This is a genomic window from Pantoea sp. Fr-CA_6 (assembly GCF_024520895.1).
In the GTDB taxonomy this organism is placed as follows: domain Bacteria; phylum Pseudomonadota; class Gammaproteobacteria; order Enterobacterales; family Enterobacteriaceae; genus Pantoea; species Pantoea agglomerans.
On record NZ_JALNPO010000003.1, the window covers coordinates 344,267 to 363,795 of the forward strand.

Genomic DNA, 19,529 nt, shown 5'->3' on the forward strand with positions numbered 1-19,529 from the left:
CCTAGTATCATGACCTTTCAATCCCGATAAGAAGATATGTTGCGCGGCATCATCTTTTTTCCTCTTTTCGCTCATAGCAGGCATTAATCTGAAGTTAATCCGCTTTGTGCCAGAAGCGGCCTCTTTGCTTTCATCTGTAAAGAACAGAAAGCTTGAATCTTTAACTGAAGACTTTAAGTAAATCATTTTTCTAAAGCTTTATGTCGCTCTGCCGTTACTTGAAAAAAGCCATCGATTTAAATCACGGACTTAGCTTTATTCAGGATGGAGAGAAATTTAACTATGAATATCAATACATTAAGCAATATTTACAGCCAAACTCAAGCTGCATCAGTTAAGACCTCTAAAATCTCCAGCCCCCAACCTGTCAGAGAAAGTAACGCCACGGTAGCGCAGCCAGTATCGTCAGGCCAGTCTACGATAAGTGGACAAGGACTTATGATGTCTCGTCTGTTTGGTAAGGTAAGCACCTTACCTGAAATTCAGACGCAGCTAACCAAAAGTACCCAAGACATGGATGCCACTAATTTTCTGACGAAGAGCGATCTCAGTGCACTTTCAGATCTTTATGGTCAGGCACAAGCTCAGGGCACTGACTTACGATATGTCGATGACATAGCACGCGACTTAGGGAATTACCGAAAGTTTGGAAGCGTATCGGGTAGTTACAATACAGGAAATACTTACGATGCGAGTGGTCGGGTTAAAACGGTATCGTTTACAGATAAAGATGCTGCAACGGCATCCCGTATTCTGAGTAGCGATAACCTTTCAGGCTCTGGCCTCGACCCTGCTTTTCTCAGATATGAACTCGACCCCGGATATTCTTTCAGTCATACCGCGAGTTTTGACTATCTGGAATCCATCATGAACACTACCGGTTCTGATGTGACATCGAAAGGCCAACACATGTCATCTCAATTCGCAACTTATGTAAGCCAGGGGCAGAATAACTACATAATAAATACTGCCAGCGAAGCCACACTGAAAATCGAAGAACCTGATGTCATCAACAAAGATGGTGTATTTACTGTCACCGAAACTGGTAAAAAGCATGGATTCAGGTTAGAAGGCAATGACGTCGTACAGGATAAAGGCACTGGCATAAATGATACTCAGTCTGGTAAGAAGGGGGGCAAAACGTTAATGGATTACTTCCTGAATCAAAACAATACAGATGGTATCAATTCTAAAAATGCAGCCAGTTTTTTTGATTTTCTTTTCTCATCTAAGGCTAATACTAAATCCCATGGATAGTGCATACAGATGCATCCTTTTCATTAACAGGGATGCTCACACCAACCGTAAGGAAAATTGTGGATTCGGCACCTCGCTCATAGCGAACCTTGCCTTCATGCATGGCCGCTTTGTGCCAGAAGCGGACATCGGATAATAATTTATGTTAACATTTAAAAGAACAACATTCAGCCATAATAACCTCCTCAATTACAGTCATTAATTTTCATTTATGCAGCCTTAAAATCAAATCTATTTTTGCACTTTTAATTTTACAGTCATGGGAAGATTCCTGGCAGGTTTGCCCTTTTCAAAACGCCATTTTGAAACGGCTGTTATTACAGCATCATCGAACAAGTGGTCTGGTGTCGACTCGATAATTCTCATCTGACTTACCCTGCCTTCTGCATCAACGTCAAAGTTAAACTTAACCATACCTTCTATCCGGTTCTTAGCCGCATAGTATGGGTAAACGGGTCGATCTTGTCGAAGGGGCTTGGGTTGTTCAACTTTAACAGGTGAATAAGTAGTACATGCATTGAGTACAAGAACAGCCAGAATCATCATAAACCCATACATAACAATATCCTTTTGTTGATAAACATTATCATTATACTTAAACATCAACGGAAGGACATTTGCTGAACTCATCGGATATCGCGTTATAATCCAAAAAAACAGTGGATATAACCCCAATAAGTCCTGCCCCCGTCTTTCTGCAAACTAGTCATCCGCTCCTTGCTCATAGCGGACATATCCTTCATAACACATGCCCTACAATTAACACTTCAAAGAAACCGCTGCAGGCAGCCACCTCATTCAATACGCGGGAAGAGTCGTTAACGATTGAAGGGTAATAAACCCATTTATGTGGGCGAAGGAAGTAAGCCAGGACGGCATAGAACAGAATAAGATTCGTGTCGGAAACCCTGGCAGGTAAGCATTACGCTCTATTGCAGCAGATTTACCTATTAACCAGCCGACCAGAAAGCGCTGTTACCTGTCTGATCGGCTGGAGAGGGCGGTTCAGGCTACCGGACTTTCGTTTTTTAGTGGTTCTGCCAGCACGCTTAATATGTTACTGGCCGCGACGGTGCCCATCTTCACGTAGGAGTTATCGCTGACGCCGCCGATGTGTGGCGACAGAATCACATTTCCAACACTCTGCCAGATATGCGGCGCAGTCAGGGGTTCAGTGGCAAAACTGTCCAGTGCGGCCCAGGCGACAGTGCCATTATCCAGCGCCGCTAACAGCGCTTCTTCATCAATGAGACCACCGCGTGCTGTGTTCACCAGAATGGCGCCTTTTTTAAACAGAGCCAGTTTCTCAGCGTTAATCATCTGTTGCGTCTGTTCGGTTAACGGGCAGTGCAGCGAAATGACATCTGCATGCTGCAGCAGATCGTCAAGTGAGGTCGATTCACACTCATCGGGAAAGGTTCTGGCAAAAGGATCATAAGCGAGCACCTTCATGCCAAAAGCACGGCCAATACAGGCAACACGACCGCCTATGGCACCAAGCCCTACCAGACCCAGCGTTCTGCCCTCCAGCTCCACCGACTTATGGGTCGATTTGTCCCAGTGTCCCTGGCGCATGCGCTGATCAAGCGGTATCACCGATTTTGCACAGGCTAAAATTAACGCCCAGGTATGCTCGGCCACGGCCGCTGCGTTGGCCCCCGGGGCTGACTGAACACTGATATGACGTTCAGCCGCCGCCTTTTGGTCGATAACGTCAATGCCGCTGCCGTGTTTGGAAATAACCCGCAGGTCAGGCGCGGCATCCATAATGCGGGCGTTGATTTTGCCGTATCGGACGATAATCGCCACAGGATTATGCTGCTGGCAGAGCTGGAACAGGCTATCTTCGCTGGGCTGTTTGCCGGCATAAACAATGCTGAAGTCACTAAGCAGGTTTACTGCCTGCGGTGCCAGGTCATTACCCGTTACCAGGATCACGGGAGAAGAGGTTGTCATCAGAGCGACTCCCCATCGACCAGCATGCCAGCGGTTTGCAGGGCTTTCTCTAACCACGGCGCGCGAAGGTCGCCATCACGAATGGCTGCGATACGGCTGGTTTCGAAATCGAGTTTTTTCTGGGCCAGTTCGAGCAACGCAGGAACGTCTTCACGCGGCAGAACCACCACGCCATCTATATCCCCGATGACGAGATCGCCTGGCTGAATGGCTGCGCCCGCCACAGAAACAGGGTAGTTGACGCGTCCTGCAATGGACTTGGTCGGACCGCAGGGATTCAGGCCCGCAGAGAAAACCGGGAAGCCGTTCGCGCTCAGTGCATCGGCGTCACGCACCGCACCATCAATAATAATTCCGGCGATGCCGGAGGCTTCTGCCTGGGTGGACATTATCTCACCGATTAATGCACAGCTGATATCGCCTTTGCCATCGACCACAATGACATCGCCCGGCTGGGCAATCGCCAGCGCGGCGTGGATCGCCAGGTTGTCGCCCGGTCTCACCTCGACAGTGATAGCCGGTCCGGCGACTTTCATTGTGGGGGACACCGGTTTTACGCGACCGTGCAGCGTTCCGCGTCGTCCGGCAACATCAGCAAGGATCGCCGCCTGAAACTGAGCAGCCTGTTTTACGCGCTCTGGTGCGATACGGATAATGTCGCGATTGATGAAGGTATTCTCTGCATGGGGCATAGATTAATCCTCTTTGTTTTACCAGGCACAACTAAGTTGTACAATATAAAACTACTATATCGATGTTAATTGAGTTCGCACCAGTGTTAAGCATTCATTTGTGATGTAAATACGATGTGAATCACAAATTGCGCGGTAAACTGCCTGCCGTCGCAAACAGGAGGACGTACCGATGGGGAATGAAGGCGTAATTGCCGTAGAAAAAGCGCTGGCGCTGCTGGATTGTTTCAGGCCTGGTGAGGAATCACTGACGCTGACCGCGCTGGCGCAGCTTTCTGGGTACCATAAAACGACAGTTTACCGTCTGATGAACTCACTTGAGCGCATGAACTATGTCATTCGTCGCGACAATGGCGTTTATACCCTGGGGCCAAGACTGCTTTATCTGGGCAAGCTCTATGAACAATCCTTTCATCTGGCCAGTATCGTTCAGCCTGAACTTCACGCACTGGCGACTGCGACAGGCGAAAGCGCCACATGGTATGTGATTGAAAACGGTCAACGACTCTGTCTTTTCAGAGCGGAGCCCTCTGAAGGACTGCGTGAAACACGTCTGCCCGGCACTTATCTGCCGCTGGATAATTCGGCCATCGGGCAGGTGCTTCGTTACTGGGGGCTGAATGAACCTCTGTTTGACTCTGTACCTGAACTCCCGTTGTTCACGTCAGGTATTCGCGATCCGCATATCGCGGCATTCTCCGTACCGGTGTTTGGTGAAGGTAACAAACTGCTCGCGGCGCTGGCATTAACCGGTCCGGCTTCACGCCTGACGCAGTCGATGCGCGACAGTGAGATGGGAAAACTGATGAAAGAGGCAGCGTGCAGGCTTTCGGTAAAATCAGGCGCACATAAAGTGATGTGTGATAACGTTTATAAAATTTAGTCGTCTTGCCTGGCTGTGACCGGAACGTTTCAGTTGCCCCATCCATGCTGCGTTTTACGGTTTGCGGGCGGGAACCGATGGAGTATTGCTAAATGACTAACAGCACGCTGGCGTGCCTGATTATGGGATCATGAAAGCCTCCGCGCCTTAAGTTGAGGCGAAACATCACGCCACCTCTGACATCTCTTGTTAAGCCCTCTTTGTGCGAGGCTTTTTACACCCGGATTTTACATCAGGTGTTAAAAGACTCGCTGCCTCATGAAAATTTCCCCGCTTTACTGCCCCAACATGAATTTCCTTCATGTTCGTTGAAATTTAATCACTTTTTTTCAACCGGGTGTTGAGGCATAAAGTAAGAATTGTTAATAACTTTGAGTCATATGAATAGTTGTAAAGGGATAGCCACGCTGGATAACCCTTAAAAGCAACAACGCATATCAGCGACCAGGATACCCGATAGCGATGAACAACTTAGCCTTTACCCTCAAGCGCATTCGTTTCGACGAAAACTATAATCCTTCGAAAAATACGCGGGCGACGACTAACTTCGCTAATTTAGCGCGCGGCGAAAAACGTCAGGAAAACCTGCACAACGCCCTGGTGATGATCGACAATCGTTTCAACTCTCTGGCGCACTGGGACAATCTAAAGGGCGACCGCTACTCAGTTGAACTTGAGATTATTTCTGCTGAGCTGAATCTTCGTCCCGGAAGCAGCGACGAATCGTTCCCGGCGATTGAGATTTTAAAAACGCATATCGTGGATCATAAAACCGGTCAGCGCACCGAGGGGATTGTCGGCAATAACTTCTCTTCCTATGTGCGTGATTATGATTTCAGCGTTGTTCTGTCAGAACATAACAAAGGTCAGACTGAATTCAGCCTGCCGGATGATTTTGGTCAGCTGCATGGCAATATTTTCAAAAGTTTCGTGAACTCAGCGGTCTATAAAGAGAACTTCAGTAAATCGCCGGTTATCTGCCTGAGTGTATCGAGCAAAAACACCTACGTGCGCACCGGTAATCAGCATCCGGTATTGGGCATTGAATATCAGCAGGATGAACCTTCCCTGACTGACTTCTATTTCGGAAAAATGGGTCTGAAAGTGCGTTTCTTCATGCCGCAGGGCAGTGTTGCGCCGCTGGCTTTCTATTTCCACGGTGACCTGCTCAGCGATTACACCAATCTCGAGCTGATCAGCACCATCAGCACCATGGAAACTTTCCAGAAGATCTATCGCCCTGAAATTTACAACGCGAATTCTGCTGCGGGACAGTGCTATCAACCCACGCTGCAGCATCAGGATTATTCGTTAACCCGGATTGTTTACGATCGCGAAGAACGCAGCCGCCTTGCTGTCGAACAGGGTAAGTTTACTGAGACGCATTTTATTAAGCCGAATCAGACACTTCTCGCGCAATGGTCTGCTGAATCCGTTCTTTGATTAATTAATTATAGAAGGTCACCTGCTATGAAAACCTTATTACCGACATCAACTGCTGGCAGCTTGCCTAAACCCTCCTGGATTGCGCAGCCAGAGGTGCTCTGGTCACCCTGGAAACTGCAGGATGAAGAGTTAGTCGACGGCAAAAGAGATGCGTTGCGTCTGTGTCTGGACGATCAGGTTCGGGCCGGTATTGATATCGTCAGTGATGGCGAGCAGACCCGTCAGCACTTCGTGACGACGTTTATTGAACACCTCAGCGGTGTGGATTTTGAAAAGCGTGAAGTGGTGCGAATCCGTAATCGCTATGATGCGAGCGTCCCGACCGTGGTGGGTGAAGTCTCACGTCAGAAACCCGTATTTGTTGAAGATGCGAAAATCCTGCGTAAGCTGACCGATCGTCCTATTAAGTGGGCGTTGCCGGGTCCGATGACGATGATCGATACCCTTTATGACAATCACTATAAAAGCCGCGAAAAACTGGCCTGGGAATTCGCAAAGATTCTGAATCAGGAAGCCAAAGAATTAGAAGCCGCTGGCGTGGATATTATTCAGTTTGATGAACCTGCGTTTAACGTCTTTTTCGACGAAGTGAATGACTGGGGCATCGCCGCGTTAGAGCGCGCCATCGAAGGTCTGAAGTGTGAAACCGCGGTTCATATCTGCTACGGCTACGGCATTAAAGCGAATACCGACTGGAAGAAAACTCTGGGCACAGAGTGGCGTCAGTACGAAGAGGTCTTCCCAAAATTACAGCGTTCGGCTATCGATATTGTCTCACTGGAGTGTCAGAACTCGCGGGTTCCGATGGATCTGATCGAGCTGATTCGCGGTAAGAAGGTGATGGTCGGTGCCATCGATGTGGCAACCCATACCATCGAGACACCTGAAGAAGTGGCGAATACGCTGCGCAAAGCGCTGCAGTTTGTGGATGCTGAAAATCTCTATCCTTCAACCAACTGCGGCATGATTCCACTGCCGCGTCAGGTTGCCAATGGCAAACTGCATGCGTTAAGTGCGGGCGCTGAGATTGTCCGCAGAGAGATTCTGGGGAAATAATCTTTCCCTGAGCAGATTCAGTCCGGCTGGCGATTTGATTTCTGAAAGCGATCGATAGCCGGACTGAGTGACAATCATCCCTCTGCCAATGGTCGATTTACTCAGGGATTTATGCCGTCTGCCTGCTCAGGCAGGCCGGAGTACGATAACGGCATATCGACAGCCCTGAGTCGTTTTATTTCTGAACACGCAATCAGCTGGATCGCCCAGTTCCAGACAATCGCCAGCAGCCATCTCATAGGTGCTGGAACCTGCTTCAAAAGTCAGTGTCCCTTCAATTACCCATATCAGCTGGCGTCTTGAAACATAGGAGATTGCCGGCATCGGCACAGCGGTATTTGCCGGCAGTTCGACACTGACCAGATCGACCGGCATCTCGCCCGGTGAAACGTGGCGACGCAGATAGCCGGTTTCCGGATCCTGCCACACCGGCTGATTTTCATGCCTGACCAGCGTCCCGGTTTGCACTTCGGTCTGAGCAAGCAGCTGTGAGATAGTCATATCAAACGAGCCTGAGAGGCGCGCTAACAGAACCGCCGTCGGGCTGCTCTCCCCACGCTCAATCTTATGGATCATCGCCCGTGAAACGCCTGAGTTATCAGCCAGCTCGGTAAGTGACCAGCCGCGTTTTTCCCTTTCCTCTTTTACCTTCTGACCGATGCGGATGTTCAGGCTGTCTTCTTTGCTGGACTTTTTATCTAACATAATGGATAACTATCATAGTGAACAATTCATCTACTTTAGTGAGTGAGCAAAGGGGTGTCCACCATGATTATCCGTGCGGCTGTAGAGAGCGATGCTGAAATCATCGCAGAGATTTATAACGACGCGGTGCTTAACACCACCGCGATCTGGAATGAAAATCGTATTGATGTGGCTAACCGCATCACGTGGATAAACAGCCGCCAGCAGGCCGGTTTTCCTGTGATTGTGGCGACAGACAAAGATGATACCGTGCTGGGATATGCCTCTTATGGTGACTGGCGTCCCTGGGACGGATATCGTCATACGGTTGAGCATTCGGTTTATGTTCATAAAGATGCACGAGGTAAAGGCGCGGCTGCCTCCCTGATGCAGGGGCTTATCCAGCTTGCTCGCGAAGCCGGGAAGCACGTTATGGTGGCGGCGATTGAATCGGAAAATGCAGCATCCATAGCCCTGCATAAAAAACTGGGATTTATTGAGTCTGGCAGAATGACGGAGGTTGGAACTAAGTTTGGACGCTGGCTGGATTTGACATTTTTGCAGCTGCGTCTGGATGACCGTAAACGACCCTGAGTTGTCCCTGATAGCGAATCCTTTGATGATACTTCCGGCAGGATGCCGATCCCCGCAGAAGAAAGCTATGTCTGGAAAACGTTTGATTGCGCAGATCGTTTAAAGCGAGAAACGAAGCCGCAGCGAACCAGGAGATAGCAAATTTGCACGTCAGCCGATATAACAGATTAATAACAATCCATCGCAGAGGACATCATGGCGCTTTCGCACGAATTAATCCTGATCTTCACCACCTATTTTGTCGCTACAGCCAGTCCCGGGCCAAGTAATATGGCGATAATGGGAACGGCAATGAAAAAGGGCAGGGGTGCCGCACTGGCGCTGGCTGCGGGTGTCGTGAGTGGTTCGATGCTCTGGGCGCTGCTGGCCGCCTGCGGTGTGCTGACCGTGCTGGCAACCTTCGCACAGTTGCTGATCGTGTTAAAAATTGGCGGAGGGTTATATCTGTTATGGCTGGCGTTTAAAGCCGGCAAATCTGCGTTACGCCGCACTGAGGCCAGCGATTTTAAAGCCAGCGATGAGCGTGTCGCGTATGGCAGACTGTTCCGTCAGGGGATACTGATGCATATCGGCAACCCCAAAGCGATTCTTACCTGGGTGGCCATTATGTCGTTTGCACTGAAGCCGGATGTGGTCGCCGCCACGCTGCCGATAATCATCTGCGGCTGTGCGGTGATTTGCGTGGTTGTGTTCGGCGGCTATGCTCTGCTGTTCTCAACCGCCGTGATGGGCGCATTTTACCGTCGCATTCGTCGCGGACTCGATGCGCTATTAGCCTGCTGCTTTGCGCTGGCAGGGCTGAAACTGGTATTCAGCCGCAGTTAGTACTGATGAAGGTGTACGAGGGTTATCCGCTTCTGGCTCAAATCCGCAAAAGATCATGCATTGAGCCGGAGCGGCATTAAATTAACAAGGTTGCGGTAGCGCTTCAGCAGCCCCTTACTTAAACACCACTATGATCAGGCAAGTAGTCAGACAAACCAGGAATCTGAGTGAACAGGATGATGAAATGAAAGGCGCATGTCTGTGTGAAACCGTTGCTTTCGAAATATCAGTAACCCCCACGCGTTATTACCGTTGTCACTGTTCTCTTTGCAGAAAACAGAGCGGAACCGGCTATAACCTGGCAACGATCGTAAAAGAGAGTGACTTCAGCTGGGTTTCCGGTGAGAGCCAGATCGCGTCATGGCGCAAACTCACCGGTTATCGCAACGATTTTTGCGCCAGCTGTGGCTCCACAGTGCCTAACCCGTTGCGTGGCAGACCTTATATCTGGCTTCCGGTTGGTTTACTCAGTGAGCCTGCTGATATGCAGTGCACAGGTGATTATTGTACTGATGACGCCATGCCCTGGGACACAATTCGTTCCGAGACAAATCATGCCGGGCCGGTAGAATCGCTGGACTCTCTTCTGACGAGCTTAAAGCTTATTGATTGATGGCAGTGGTGCTTCTTTGTTATTCAAAAAGTCACTGAGTCAAAGCGACCCCATTAACGGAAAACAGACGTTATTCCTGCAGCCTGCATTCATCGAATATTATTCGTTAGCTGTAATCCCCAGTAGTCAGAACAGGCTTTAACATCGCGGGGAGAAGGAAGCAGAAGTTTTGGCAGTCTGACCTGGTCGTAAAGCTTTTTATGGCGCTTTCGATTCTGCGGGGCAGTACGGAGAATATATTTCAGCATCTCCAGGTTCATCTGCTCTCTGCCCCTCCCCAGACCGCCAATACGCGGCGTGGATGAGTAACATCTGCGAATGTACCGCAGCAGTGCCACTGTCACTTTTACATCCAGCAGAATTAAGCCTGTGGCACGCGCGAATCGTTCTTCAATGCATTTGGTGTAATTACCCTCCATCACCCATCTTTCCTGACTCACCGCCTCAGCATGCAAACGGAGAAATTCTGCCGGTGCTCTGGGCATCCATTGACTGTCCGGAATATGGTGAAGCTGATCCAGATGAACTGCTGGTAGATCTGTTTTGCGAGCAATGGCTTCAGCTAAGGTCGATTTTCCGCTGTTCGATGGACCCATAATACAAATGCGCGGCCCAAGCGCCTCTAATGGAAGTGCACTATTCACAACGTCTCCTCTGAATTAACCCTGTCTGAAATGGATAAATGCGTACTGCTCTGAAACTTTCCTGTGCATTCCGTAAAGTCTGAAACGCTGCCGGGACCCGTTGGCTGGTCAGCCTGGGGATTCTGAACCTTTTCTGGATCAAAGTCAGGCCGCAGCGGCGATGATAGCCAGACTTGCCCTGAGCCGTCTTAACCCAGGCAGCAATAAGATTTCGGTAAAGATTGGTTACATTTTGCCGATAAATTGTTCAACCAATCAAACCGTAGAGGGCATTATGGGGTTAATCAATGGCGTGACAACAGAGGTGGCAAGAGGATATTTAGCCACGCTCACCGTAACAAACAGAGCTGAGAACACGACTAAAGAAACTATTACCGGAAAAGAATTACCTGCCAGTGTGGTGGTGATCTCACCCGAGGCAAGAGCGCGCCTGGTGCAGGCTGTCGCTGAGCCCATTACGGCAGAGCAGCAGGCTAAAAATTCAGAGGAACTGGCAAAGACAAAGTCATCCGGTCAGGGACCGTCCGTTAACCTTGGATATGCATTATTCAACGATCCCTACACCAGCTGGGACGCCAGAACTTTTACTCCACTTCTGAGTATGACAGCTGCCAATACGCAGACCGCTATGGATGAGTTTGCCGCTGCACTCCATGAGGTGCTGGCTGAAGGCCAGGTGGGCCGTAATCAGTACGATAATTCGGATACCTCGGAAGCCATGGCGCTGACCCTGACGCAGTCTAAGCTCCATAAACTGATAGAAAAATATGTCTCCGGCGATAACCAGAAGCAGGCGAATGAGATTGCTGATGAGATGATAAGCGTCAAAGTCGCCATTCGTGAACGTCAGACGTTGCTGGGAGCACAGGATACGCTGGCGTTAGCCATACGTCATGGAACACGCGACATGCAGGAGAGCGCACGTGACTATCTCAGCCAGGTTAAGAGCGCAACCGCACGGCCACAGGTGGAGCTGGCCGGGATGATGGAAGCCATGAAATCGGGCCGTGATATGGACTCTGTCTTCAGCACCTTTGCCGATTTGATTCGTGCCACGCCGAATCCTGACAACAAAGCACAGCCCTCCATTGATGGCGCACTCAGTCAACTGGAGGTTTATCGCCAGCAGTGGCAGGCGTTCACTGAAAAATACGCTTCTTAATGTTCTTATGATCCTGCAGGCAGCACCTCCGTCCCGGCGAAGCAATTTGCCTGAAAGCGGCGTCTGCAGAATCTCCTCCTGGCGTTACGCAGTCAGGCGCTGCGCTGAGAGACTGTTAATCCCACGCGCTGTCAGCACTCCACCCAGAAAGTGACCCTCTGCCAGAAACCGCAGATACCGCTCCGGACAAAAAGCACAGATTACACATTTACAAATTTAAATGTGTAAATATAATGTCGCCTCTTCACACATCAGAGGACTTTTTGTCATGCCGTCACTTTTTACCCCCTTGAATCTGGGCGACCTTCAGCTTCGTAACCGCATGGTACTGCCGCCGCTGACGCGCTGCCGCAGTGAACAACCGGGCAACATTCCCGGCGAGATGATGGTGGAGTATTACCGCCAGCGTTCCAGCGCGGGGCTGATGATCACCGAAGGCACCCAGATTGAGCCTCGCGGGCAGGGCTATGCATGGACGCCGGGGATCCACAGCGAAGCGCAGATCGCCGGCTGGAAAAAGGTTACAGAGGCAGTACATCAGCAAGGGGCCACGATTTTCTGCCAGCTCTGGCATGTTGGCCGCGTGTCCCATAATGAACTGCAGCCGGGCAAGCAGGCACCCGTTGCCCCTTCAGCCATCGCAGCCGATAACGTCCGGGTATTTATTGAAACCGGGCCTGGCGCCGGCATATTGACCGCACCCAGCGAGCCACGCGCACTGACTACATCGGAAGTTAAAGAGATCGTAGAGCTTTACCGACGCGCGGCGGAGAATGCCAAAGCGGCTGGTTTCGACGGTGTGGAACTGCATTCCGCCAACGGGTATCTGATTAACCAGTTTATTTCTGAGCACACCAACTTCCGTACGGATGAATATGGCGGATCTGCTGAGAATCGTCTGCGCTTCCTGCGAGAAGTCGTTGAGGCGGTCAGCTCGGTATTTGGCAGCCACCGAGTTGGCGTCAGATTTGCGCCTCTGTTTACCAGTACCGACGAAGAGCGTGTCTATCTCGGTCTGGTTGAAAGTGATCCACACGCGACCTACATCCGCGCAGCAGCACTGCTGAACGAGCTGGAAGTTGGCTATCTCTCCATTGCTGAAGCCGACTGGGACAACAGCCCGGAGATGCCAGAGAGCTTCCGTGTCGCGCTGCGGGAAACATTCCGCTCTCCGATCATCTATTCGGGTCGCTACACGGCTGAAAAAGCGCAGCATGTGCTGGAAAAAGGCTGGGGCGATCTGTTTGGTTTTGGCCGCTCATTTATCGCTAATCCCGATCTGCCCGCGCGGATTAAATCAGGATATCCGCTGAATGAGGTCGATCACGCCTCCCTGTATGGCGGCACTGAGAAAGGCTATACTGACTACCCATTTTACCCATCCTGATATTCTGTGAGGCGGCATGTCCCCCGAAAATGCCCTGAAGTTACTGTCCAACCCGACCAGAGTGGCAGTGCTGAAGTGGCTTAAAAATCCTGACGAAGCGTTTGCGGGCTATACCCAGCTCTACCCCTTCGATCAGTATGGCGTCTGTGCCAGCCTCATACAGGACAAGGCGGGCTTATCACAGCCCGCCACCTCGTTATGCCTGAAAGCACTTCACAATGCGGGGCTGGTTGAAGCCAGCAAAGTCGGGAAATGGACTTACTATCGCCGCGCCGAACCGCGCATTCGTGAAATAACCGATGCGGTAACCCAATCGCTGCAGGCGCTTTAAAAGCGACGGCTTACAGGGTAATGTAGATGTCAGCGCCATCCTTCTGATGGTGACTTCACCGAACGCATTAACTCAGGGTCAGAAAATGTTTATGTCAGTTCAGTCTTTCACCACCGTCACCACCACCACCGCCCCTGGCGGCGGCGTGAGCGACTCTGTGACAGGCACCTGACACAACTGATTCTCACTCCCCGCCGAACCGGACGGGGAGCTGTTCTCCGTTCTTAAAAACTGAATGGAGACAGGTCATGGTTACATCTGAAAGTGCACTTTTAATTATCGACATGCAGCAGGGGCTTTTTAATGGTCCCGAGGCTCCCTTTGCCGCAAATTCGATCTTGTCGAATACCTCAATTCTCATTACTAAAGCCCGGGCTTCTGCCGTCTCCCTCTTTTTCGCACGCCATATCGGCCCGGATGATTCCCCTTTTAACGAGCAAAGCCCGCTGACGCGCCTGATCCCGGAATTGCAGGTCAACCCGCAGAGTGATGTCATCTTCACCAAAAGATATCCCAGCTGTTTCAGGGATACTGGCCTGCAGCTTCAGCTGAGACAAAAGGGCATTAAGCAACTGGTGATTGCGGGGATGAAAACAGAGTTCTGCGTTGATACTACCTGTCGGGCAGCCCCGGAGCTGGGTTTTAACGTCGTACTGATTTCCGATGCGCACACCACCGTCGATAATCCCCACCTCTCTGCGGAGAAGATTATTGCGCATCACAACCAGACGCTGGCGGGCCCCTTTGTGACGCTGGCAACCGCAACTGACTGGCATTTCGGTTCTGCCGGTTAAGTCCGATGTTCTGACCCGGTTCCATGCAGTCTGCTTGACGAAGCTGTCTGCTTAACTTACAACTAAACCCGTCAGGGGAGTCTCGCCAGAGAGACTGAGAGGCTAATAGCGCACCGCGCGGCTTAGCGACCCTTAGAACCTGACCCAGTTGATACTGGCGTAGGAAGACGGGTATCTCATCAGATACTTGCCGCAGGGGCGCATTCGCAACGTTCCTGCCTTTTCCCTCTGTATCACGGGTCTTCGTTAACGGATAACGAGGCCAAATTGAAAAATCTCATCCTGAATCTTTCTTTTCCTGTCCGGTGGACACCATGAGCCGCTGGTCGGTGCTCGGCAGCGGCGTTGCCGGGCTTTGTGTCGCCACGCTGCTGCTGGAGCGGGGAGAAACGGTCGAAGTTATTACTCAGCCTGACTGTCTTGCGGCCTCGCACTGGGCGGGCGGCATGCTCGCGCCCTGGTGTGAAGCAGAAAGCGCACCGCCACAGGTGATCGAATGGGGCCAGCACGCGGCCAGCTGGTGGGCGAAACGCGTTGATGGCGTGGAACAGCAGGGCACGCTGGTGGTTGCTCCGCCGCGTGACAGCCGTGAACTGACGCGCTTCGCCAGCATGACGCAGCAGCATCAGTGGGTCTCTCCCGGTGACATCGAACCCGCGCTGGAAAACCGCTTTGCCCGCGGCCTGTTTTTCGCCGCAGAGGCGCATCTCGATCCGCGCCGCGCCTTGCAGCAACTGCGCGACAAACTGCAACAGGCTGGCGTCCCCTTTCACAGCGTTAAACCCGGCGGCAAAATCATCGACTGCCGTGGCATCCACGCCACCGATCGGCAGCCAGCCCTGCGCGCCGTGCGAGGCGAAATGGTGATCCTGCACACATCCGACGTACAACTCTCCCGTCCTGTCCGGCTGCTGCACCCACGCTTTCCCTGCTATCTGGTACCGCGTGACGGGGGCCACTTCATGCTGGGTGCCACCATGGTCGAAAGCCACGACAGCAGCCCGATCAGCGCCCGGGCGATGATGGAACTGCTCAGCGCCGCTTACAGCCTGCATCCGGCGCTGGCTGAAGCGCGGATTGTGGAGAGTGGCACCGGTCTGCGTCCTGCTTATCGGCAGAACCTGCCGGAAGTCCGCTACGAAAATGGCCGTTTCTCACTTAACGGCCTCTACCGCCACGGCTTTTTGCTGGCCCCGATCATGGCTGAAAAACTTATGTTGCAACTGACTCAGGAGATGACTCATGCGCGTTGAACTGAATGGCCGCACGATTGAAACCGGCGCAACGACGCTGGCGGAGCTTATGGCGGAGCAGCAGATCGATCCGCGGACCGTCGCCACCGCGCTGAACGGGGAGTTTGTACCGCGTAGCCGCTATGCCAGCCAGCAACTTGAGGCGGGCAACCAGCTCGAAATCCTGTCACCGATGCAGGGAGGTTAACCATGTTCTATCAATTTACTCCGCAATCCCGATTTCTGCTCGGCACGGCCGGTTATCCGTCACCGGACATTCTGCATCAGGCGATCAACGCGTCAGGCGCGGAGATTATTACCGTCAGCCTGCGGCGGGAAGGCAGTGAAGGCGGCGCTTTCCGCACGCTGCTGCAACAGCTCAACAAACGTATTCTGCCGAATACGGCAGGCTGCCACACGGTGAAAGAGGCGGTGACGACGGCGCAGATGGCGCGTGAACTGTTCGACACACCTTGGATCAAGCTGGAGGTGATTGGCCATGCCGACACGCTGCAGCCCGATCCTTTTGCCCTGGTTGAGGCCGCACGGATTCTCTGCGCTGACGGGTTCCAGGTGTTTCCCTACACTACGGAAGATCTGATTGTCGGCGAAAAATTGCTGGAAGCGGGCTGTGAAGTGCTGATGCCCTGGGGCGCGCCGATCGGCTCCGGCCAGGGGCTGCGTAATATCGAGGGGCTGCGCGCTATGCGTGCGTGGTTTAAAGATGTGCCGTTGATTATTGATGCGGGCATTGGCGCACCTGGCCAGGCGGCTCAGGCGATGGAGATGGGTTTCGATGGCGTGCTGCTCAACACGGCGGTGGCAAAAGCGCGCGATCCGGTGCGCATGGCCGGTGCCTTTGCTGCTGCGATCCACGGCGGACACGAGGCGTTTCAGGCGGGATTGATGGAGCAGCGCGACATGGCGTCTGCCTCTACGCCTATTTTTGGTCTGGCACAATTCAGTTAAGGAGCAGCGATGGAGCGTTATCAGCGACAGACGATGTTGCCTGAGATTGGTGAAGCGGGGCAGCAGCGGCTGAGCAGGGCAAGGGTGCTGGTGGTGGGGGCGGGCGGGCTTAGTGCAACGCTGCTGCCGTTACTGGCAGGCGCGGGTGTGGGATTTATCCGTCTTTACGATGGCGATCGGGTTGAACTGCACAACCTCCACCGGCAGACGCTGTTTGGCGTCGACGATGTGGGTCAGCAGAAAGTATTTTGCGCTCAGCGTGCGCTGGCGCAGCGCAATCCTGACTGTCGCGTTGAGGCGCATCCACACGCGCTAAGCGCCAGTCAACTGCCGCAGGCGCTGGAGGGGATCGATCTGGTGGTGGACGCGGCGGATAACTTCGCTATTACTTATCAGCTCTCCGACGCCTGTTATCCGGCAGGCCTGCCGCTGATCTGCGCCTCGGTGCTGGGACGCAAGGGCTATGTTGGCGGATTCTGTGGCGGTGCGCCTGGCTATCGCGCGCTGTTCCCGCAGCTGCCCACGGCCTCGGGTAACTGCAATACGGCAGGCGTAATGGGACCGGCGGTAGCGACGCTGGGCGCAATGCAGGCGCAGATGGCGCTGAGCGTATTGTTAAAACTGACGCCATCGCCGCTCGGCTGCATGATCCACTGTGACTTTGTTGACTGGCATATCAGGCAGTTTCGTTTTGATGACGCACCTGAACCTGACGCGCCCGGCACGCCCTTTATCGATCGGGCCATGCTGATGGAGGATGATTGCATAGTGGAGTTGCGCAGCCTGGAAGAGGCACCGGTCAGTGTGGCCGAGCGGGTGGTGCGAATTCTGCCGCAGCAGATAGCGGCCTGGCAACCGCCGGTCAATCAGCGTGTGGTTCTGGTGTGTGCCAGTGGCATGCGCGCAGCCCAGGCGGCTGAGAACCTTGCCGCGCGGGGGATTGCGCGGCTTGCGCTGGTGGCGGCAAACACCCTGTAGCGTGCCGGTTTAGACTACCTCGACCAGCTGGAACGTCTCGAAGATCAGCTCCATTTCGCTGTGAAAATAGCCAGCGCGCTCGAAGTAGCGCTGATGTTCCTGACGCCAGTGGTCGAGGCTCAGATCGCCTTCACCCTCCAGCATCGCCATCTCTGGCGTGACGCGATCAAAGCGCGTCAGGAACAAGCCGGTGGTGCGGATCACGCAGACGGGCTGCTGTTCGCCGTTGAGAACAATGCTGTAACCGCCCGGTTGAGGCAATGCTTCCTGATCCTGCCAGCTCCGCAACGACCCGCAGGTAGCTACTTTCTTACCGGCAATAATCAGCGTTGCGAGCTCGCTGGCTAATTCCGGGGAGTCACCAAATGCATCTGTGAAGGCACCCGGATATTTGTCCTGCAGTTGTTGCAGCGTCATCGTCATCAGCAAATCCTCAATGAATTAGGCGTGCGGGCCCGGCGTAACGTCAGGTTATCGCCATGCAGGCCAGCGGTGCCGTTAAGATGAACAACAGCAGCGGCTTTAATCCCACCGTCTGCTGCTGATAGCGGTACAGCTTACCCGGCCTCCACATGGGAAAACAGGCTTAATTATCAGGATATTGAGTTTGAGCGTGAGTGGGGTCGCAAAGGAGAGACTCAGTCTGGCGCGGCCGGGCACAGCCGCGCACTAATATTAACGAATCAGAAAGCTTGCCCAGTGCGCTATATCGTCACCGCTGCTGATTTCGGGCTGTACCAGACCGTTTACCATAAAGGTCGGTGAAACGTGAATGCCGTTCTGACGGGCATACTTGCAGTGCCATTTAATGGCGTTCTGCAGGTCGGGCTGATCAAACGCGGCGCTGGCATTCACGCCGCTGTAATCTTTCAGGCGGGCGAGGATCTGATTCGGCGTGGCATCGCGGTTCGGACCGGTACAGTGGTCGGTGAACTCAAACTCTTCACGATGATCGGCTACCGCCTGCATCACCTTTTTCGCGGCCTCTTTGCTTTCGCAGGCGGCGGCAAGGATATAGCGCACTATCAGCCCGGAATAGAGGTGCCACGGCTGTGATTGCAGACGGATCTTCAGGGTGATGTTCTCTTCACCTACGTGCGCCAGTAACGCGTCGAATTTATTGAAGGCGCGCACCGAAAAAGGACACGTGGGTTCCAGAAAGACTTCAAAGATTTCAGGGCCGTGGCCCCATACCAGTACATCAGCGTGCTGACTCATCGACAACTCCTTGAACATTAACCACACGGGAAACCTGTTTACCCTGGCAAATCCCTCTGACATCAGCCAGTTAAGAATCAGCTGTAATTGTTACAAAAAACAGCAATCAGCTGATGAGTCGCGTGTAATACGCGACAGGCAGGTCCATTAGTCGTTAGAATTGCCAACTTTGGCATTTTCAACTGCTGGCACGGCGTAGCCGCCCACGAACAGCTATAGTTGTCAGCAGTGTGCAATCTTTTGCAGGATGCAGCCATTTAAGCTGCTTCACTGCTGTTTGTTTGCCCGGAGCTGATAAGCGTTAGAAGAGGTTAATTTTGCATACCGATCTCACCTGGAAAACTCTCCATCACGTCATCAATCAGACGATCTCTGACATGCTTGACGAGCAGCAGACCATTGATGTGTTATCACTGCGCGCCCGCCTGCATGAACTGGCTGAAAAAGAGGAGGATGAGGTCATGCTGCTCTGTTACTGGCAGGCCAGCAAAATTCTGATGCGATTACCCACGACCGTCACCGCCAGTCAGTTAATGACCGCGGCACGCCACGCTTTTCGCACTCCCATAGGTCACGATTTGCTTTGAGCTGACTGGCTCGCGGCATCAGTAAAAATCACGCAAGTCGAAAACCTGGTGTGGCTGATGATGTAAAACCCGAGGTGAGCCGCTGCTAATCACCGCTGAGAATTTCCGGCACTGCATAATTTTCACGGCGGCCAACTTATATATTCGCATTCTGGAATGAATATATATTTAAGGTTTATGTTAAGTGCCGTCTTAGTAAAAATAGTTTTTCAATAAATAAT

23 protein-coding genes and 1 riboswitch are annotated in these 19,529 nt (G+C 52.5%); of the genes, 16 read left to right on the forward strand and 7 right to left on the reverse strand.

The window, feature by feature from the left end; genetic code table 11:
* The first annotated feature begins 282 nt into the window (after window positions 1-282).
* Complete coding sequence (locus NR201_RS07695) at window positions 283-1,257, forward strand: hypothetical protein (RefSeq protein ID WP_256849601.1); 975 nt, start codon at window positions 283-285, stop codon at window positions 1,255-1,257.
* Window positions 1,258-1,488: 231 nt separating this feature from the next.
* Here the strand turns inward: NR201_RS07695 and NR201_RS07700 are convergent, their stop codons facing one another.
* The 3 genes from NR201_RS07700 to NR201_RS07710 all read right to left on the reverse strand — a co-directional run bounded on the left by NR201_RS07700 (window position 1,489) and on the right by NR201_RS07710 (window position 3,905).
* Window positions 1,489-1,887 (reverse strand): TonB family protein, encoded by a 399-nt coding sequence (locus NR201_RS07700; protein ID WP_223565865.1) that lies wholly within the window; start codon window positions 1,885-1,887, stop codon window positions 1,489-1,491.
* A 375-nt stretch (window positions 1,888-2,262) separates the two neighbouring features.
* Window positions 2,263-3,213 (reverse strand): hydroxyacid dehydrogenase, encoded by a 951-nt coding sequence (locus tag NR201_RS07705; RefSeq protein ID WP_256849602.1) that lies wholly within the window; start codon window positions 3,211-3,213, stop codon window positions 2,263-2,265.
* Complete coding sequence (locus NR201_RS07710; RefSeq protein WP_061902258.1) at window positions 3,213-3,905, reverse strand: RraA family protein; 693 nt, start codon at window positions 3,903-3,905, stop codon at window positions 3,213-3,215. Before NR201_RS07710 ends, NR201_RS07705 begins: the two co-directional genes overlap by 1 nt.
* A 172-nt stretch (window positions 3,906-4,077) precedes the next feature.
* Here NR201_RS07710 and NR201_RS07715 point away from each other — a divergent pair, with 172 nt between their 5' ends.
* From NR201_RS07715 to NR201_RS07725, 3 genes are all read left to right on the forward strand, one after another.
* Window positions 4,078-4,788 carry an IclR family transcriptional regulator gene (locus tag NR201_RS07715; RefSeq protein ID WP_010247520.1) on the forward strand — a complete coding sequence of 237 codons (711 nt, stop codon included), beginning with the start codon at window positions 4,078-4,080 and terminating at the stop codon, window positions 4,786-4,788.
* A 462-nt stretch (window positions 4,789-5,250) separates the two neighbouring features.
* Window positions 5,251-6,231, forward strand: a complete 981-nt coding sequence (locus NR201_RS07720; protein ID WP_256849603.1) for a DUF1852 domain-containing protein — start codon at window positions 5,251-5,253, stop codon at window positions 6,229-6,231.
* Between the two features lie 27 nt (window positions 6,232-6,258).
* Complete coding sequence (locus NR201_RS07725) at window positions 6,259-7,290, forward strand: methionine synthase (RefSeq protein WP_010670701.1); 1,032 nt, start codon at window positions 6,259-6,261, stop codon at window positions 7,288-7,290.
* 126 nt (window positions 7,291-7,416) lie between these two features.
* Here NR201_RS07725 and NR201_RS07730 read toward each other — a convergent pair whose 3' ends face one another.
* The gene (locus tag NR201_RS07730) at window positions 7,417-7,995 is read right to left on the reverse strand and encodes an XRE family transcriptional regulator (protein WP_033780126.1); all 579 of its coding nucleotides are present in this window, start codon (window positions 7,993-7,995) and stop codon (window positions 7,417-7,419) included.
* A gap of 63 nt (window positions 7,996-8,058) precedes the next feature.
* On the opposite strand from NR201_RS07730, the gene NR201_RS07735 reads away from it, so the two are divergent.
* The 3 genes from NR201_RS07735 (at window position 8,059) to NR201_RS07745 (ending at window position 10,006) form a co-directional block, all read left to right on the forward strand.
* Entirely contained in the window at window positions 8,059-8,568 is a 510-nt protein-coding gene (locus NR201_RS07735; protein ID WP_256849604.1) for a GNAT family N-acetyltransferase, read from the forward strand.
* Between the two features lie 195 nt (window positions 8,569-8,763).
* Window positions 8,764-9,393, forward strand: a complete 630-nt coding sequence (locus tag NR201_RS07740) for a LysE family translocator (RefSeq protein ID WP_010670716.1) — start codon at window positions 8,764-8,766, stop codon at window positions 9,391-9,393.
* Between the two features lie 184 nt (window positions 9,394-9,577).
* Window positions 9,578-10,006, forward strand: coding sequence for a GFA family protein (locus NR201_RS07745; RefSeq protein ID WP_073970679.1), 429 nt, complete (start codon window positions 9,578-9,580; stop codon window positions 10,004-10,006).
* Window positions 10,007-10,095: 89 nt separating this feature from the next.
* Here the strand turns inward: NR201_RS07745 and NR201_RS07750 are convergent, their stop codons facing one another.
* Window positions 10,096-10,650 (reverse strand): AAA family ATPase, encoded by a 555-nt coding sequence (locus NR201_RS07750; RefSeq protein WP_256849605.1) that lies wholly within the window; start codon window positions 10,648-10,650, stop codon window positions 10,096-10,098.
* A gap of 274 nt (window positions 10,651-10,924) precedes the next feature.
* On the opposite strand from NR201_RS07750, the gene NR201_RS07755 reads away from it, so the two are divergent.
* From NR201_RS07755 to NR201_RS07790, 8 genes are all read left to right on the forward strand, one after another.
* Entirely contained in the window at window positions 10,925-11,812 is an 888-nt protein-coding gene (locus NR201_RS07755) for a hypothetical protein (RefSeq protein WP_240769894.1), read from the forward strand.
* A 268-nt stretch (window positions 11,813-12,080) separates the two neighbouring features.
* Window positions 12,081-13,199: an alkene reductase gene (locus NR201_RS07760; RefSeq protein WP_256844052.1), complete on the forward strand. Its 1,119-nt coding sequence runs from the start codon at window positions 12,081-12,083 to the stop codon at window positions 13,197-13,199.
* Window positions 13,200-13,215: 16 nt separating this feature from the next.
* A complete protein-coding gene (locus tag NR201_RS07765; RefSeq protein ID WP_010247494.1) occupies window positions 13,216-13,530 on the forward strand; it encodes a helix-turn-helix transcriptional regulator in 315 nt (104 codons plus the stop codon).
* Window positions 13,531-13,778: 248 nt separating this feature from the next.
* Window positions 13,779-14,324 (forward strand): cysteine hydrolase family protein, encoded by a 546-nt coding sequence (locus NR201_RS07770; RefSeq protein ID WP_256844053.1) that lies wholly within the window; start codon window positions 13,779-13,781, stop codon window positions 14,322-14,324.
* A 63-nt stretch (window positions 14,325-14,387) separates the two neighbouring features.
* Window positions 14,388-14,507, forward strand: a riboswitch (TPP riboswitch).
* A gap of 131 nt (window positions 14,508-14,638) precedes the next feature.
* A complete protein-coding gene (locus NR201_RS07775) occupies window positions 14,639-15,577 on the forward strand; it encodes an FAD-dependent oxidoreductase (RefSeq protein WP_256844054.1) in 939 nt (312 codons plus the stop codon).
* Window positions 15,567-15,764: a sulfur carrier protein ThiS gene (thiS, locus tag NR201_RS07780; RefSeq protein WP_010247485.1), complete on the forward strand. Its 198-nt coding sequence runs from the start codon at window positions 15,567-15,569 to the stop codon at window positions 15,762-15,764. Before NR201_RS07775 ends, thiS begins: the two co-directional genes overlap by 11 nt.
* Before the next feature lie 2 nt (window positions 15,765-15,766).
* Window positions 15,767-16,525: a thiazole synthase gene (locus NR201_RS07785; RefSeq protein ID WP_010247482.1), complete on the forward strand. Its 759-nt coding sequence runs from the start codon at window positions 15,767-15,769 to the stop codon at window positions 16,523-16,525.
* Between the two features lie 9 nt (window positions 16,526-16,534).
* On the forward strand, window positions 16,535-17,503 hold the full coding sequence (locus NR201_RS07790; protein WP_033780146.1) for a HesA/MoeB/ThiF family protein: 969 nt from the start codon (window positions 16,535-16,537) through the stop codon (window positions 17,501-17,503).
* A 9-nt stretch (window positions 17,504-17,512) separates the two neighbouring features.
* Here NR201_RS07790 and NR201_RS07795 read toward each other — a convergent pair whose 3' ends face one another.
* Entirely contained in the window at window positions 17,513-17,926 is a 414-nt protein-coding gene (locus tag NR201_RS07795; RefSeq protein ID WP_010670725.1) for an ASCH domain-containing protein, read from the reverse strand.
* 252 nt (window positions 17,927-18,178) lie between these two features.
* Entirely contained in the window at window positions 18,179-18,721 is a 543-nt protein-coding gene (locus tag NR201_RS07800) for a thioredoxin domain-containing protein (protein ID WP_167423214.1), read from the reverse strand.
* A gap of 317 nt (window positions 18,722-19,038) precedes the next feature.
* Here NR201_RS07800 and NR201_RS07805 point away from each other — a divergent pair, with 317 nt between their 5' ends.
* Complete coding sequence (locus NR201_RS07805) at window positions 19,039-19,308, forward strand: hypothetical protein (protein ID WP_031593389.1); 270 nt, start codon at window positions 19,039-19,041, stop codon at window positions 19,306-19,308.
* The last annotated feature ends 221 nt before the right edge of the window (window positions 19,309-19,529 follow it).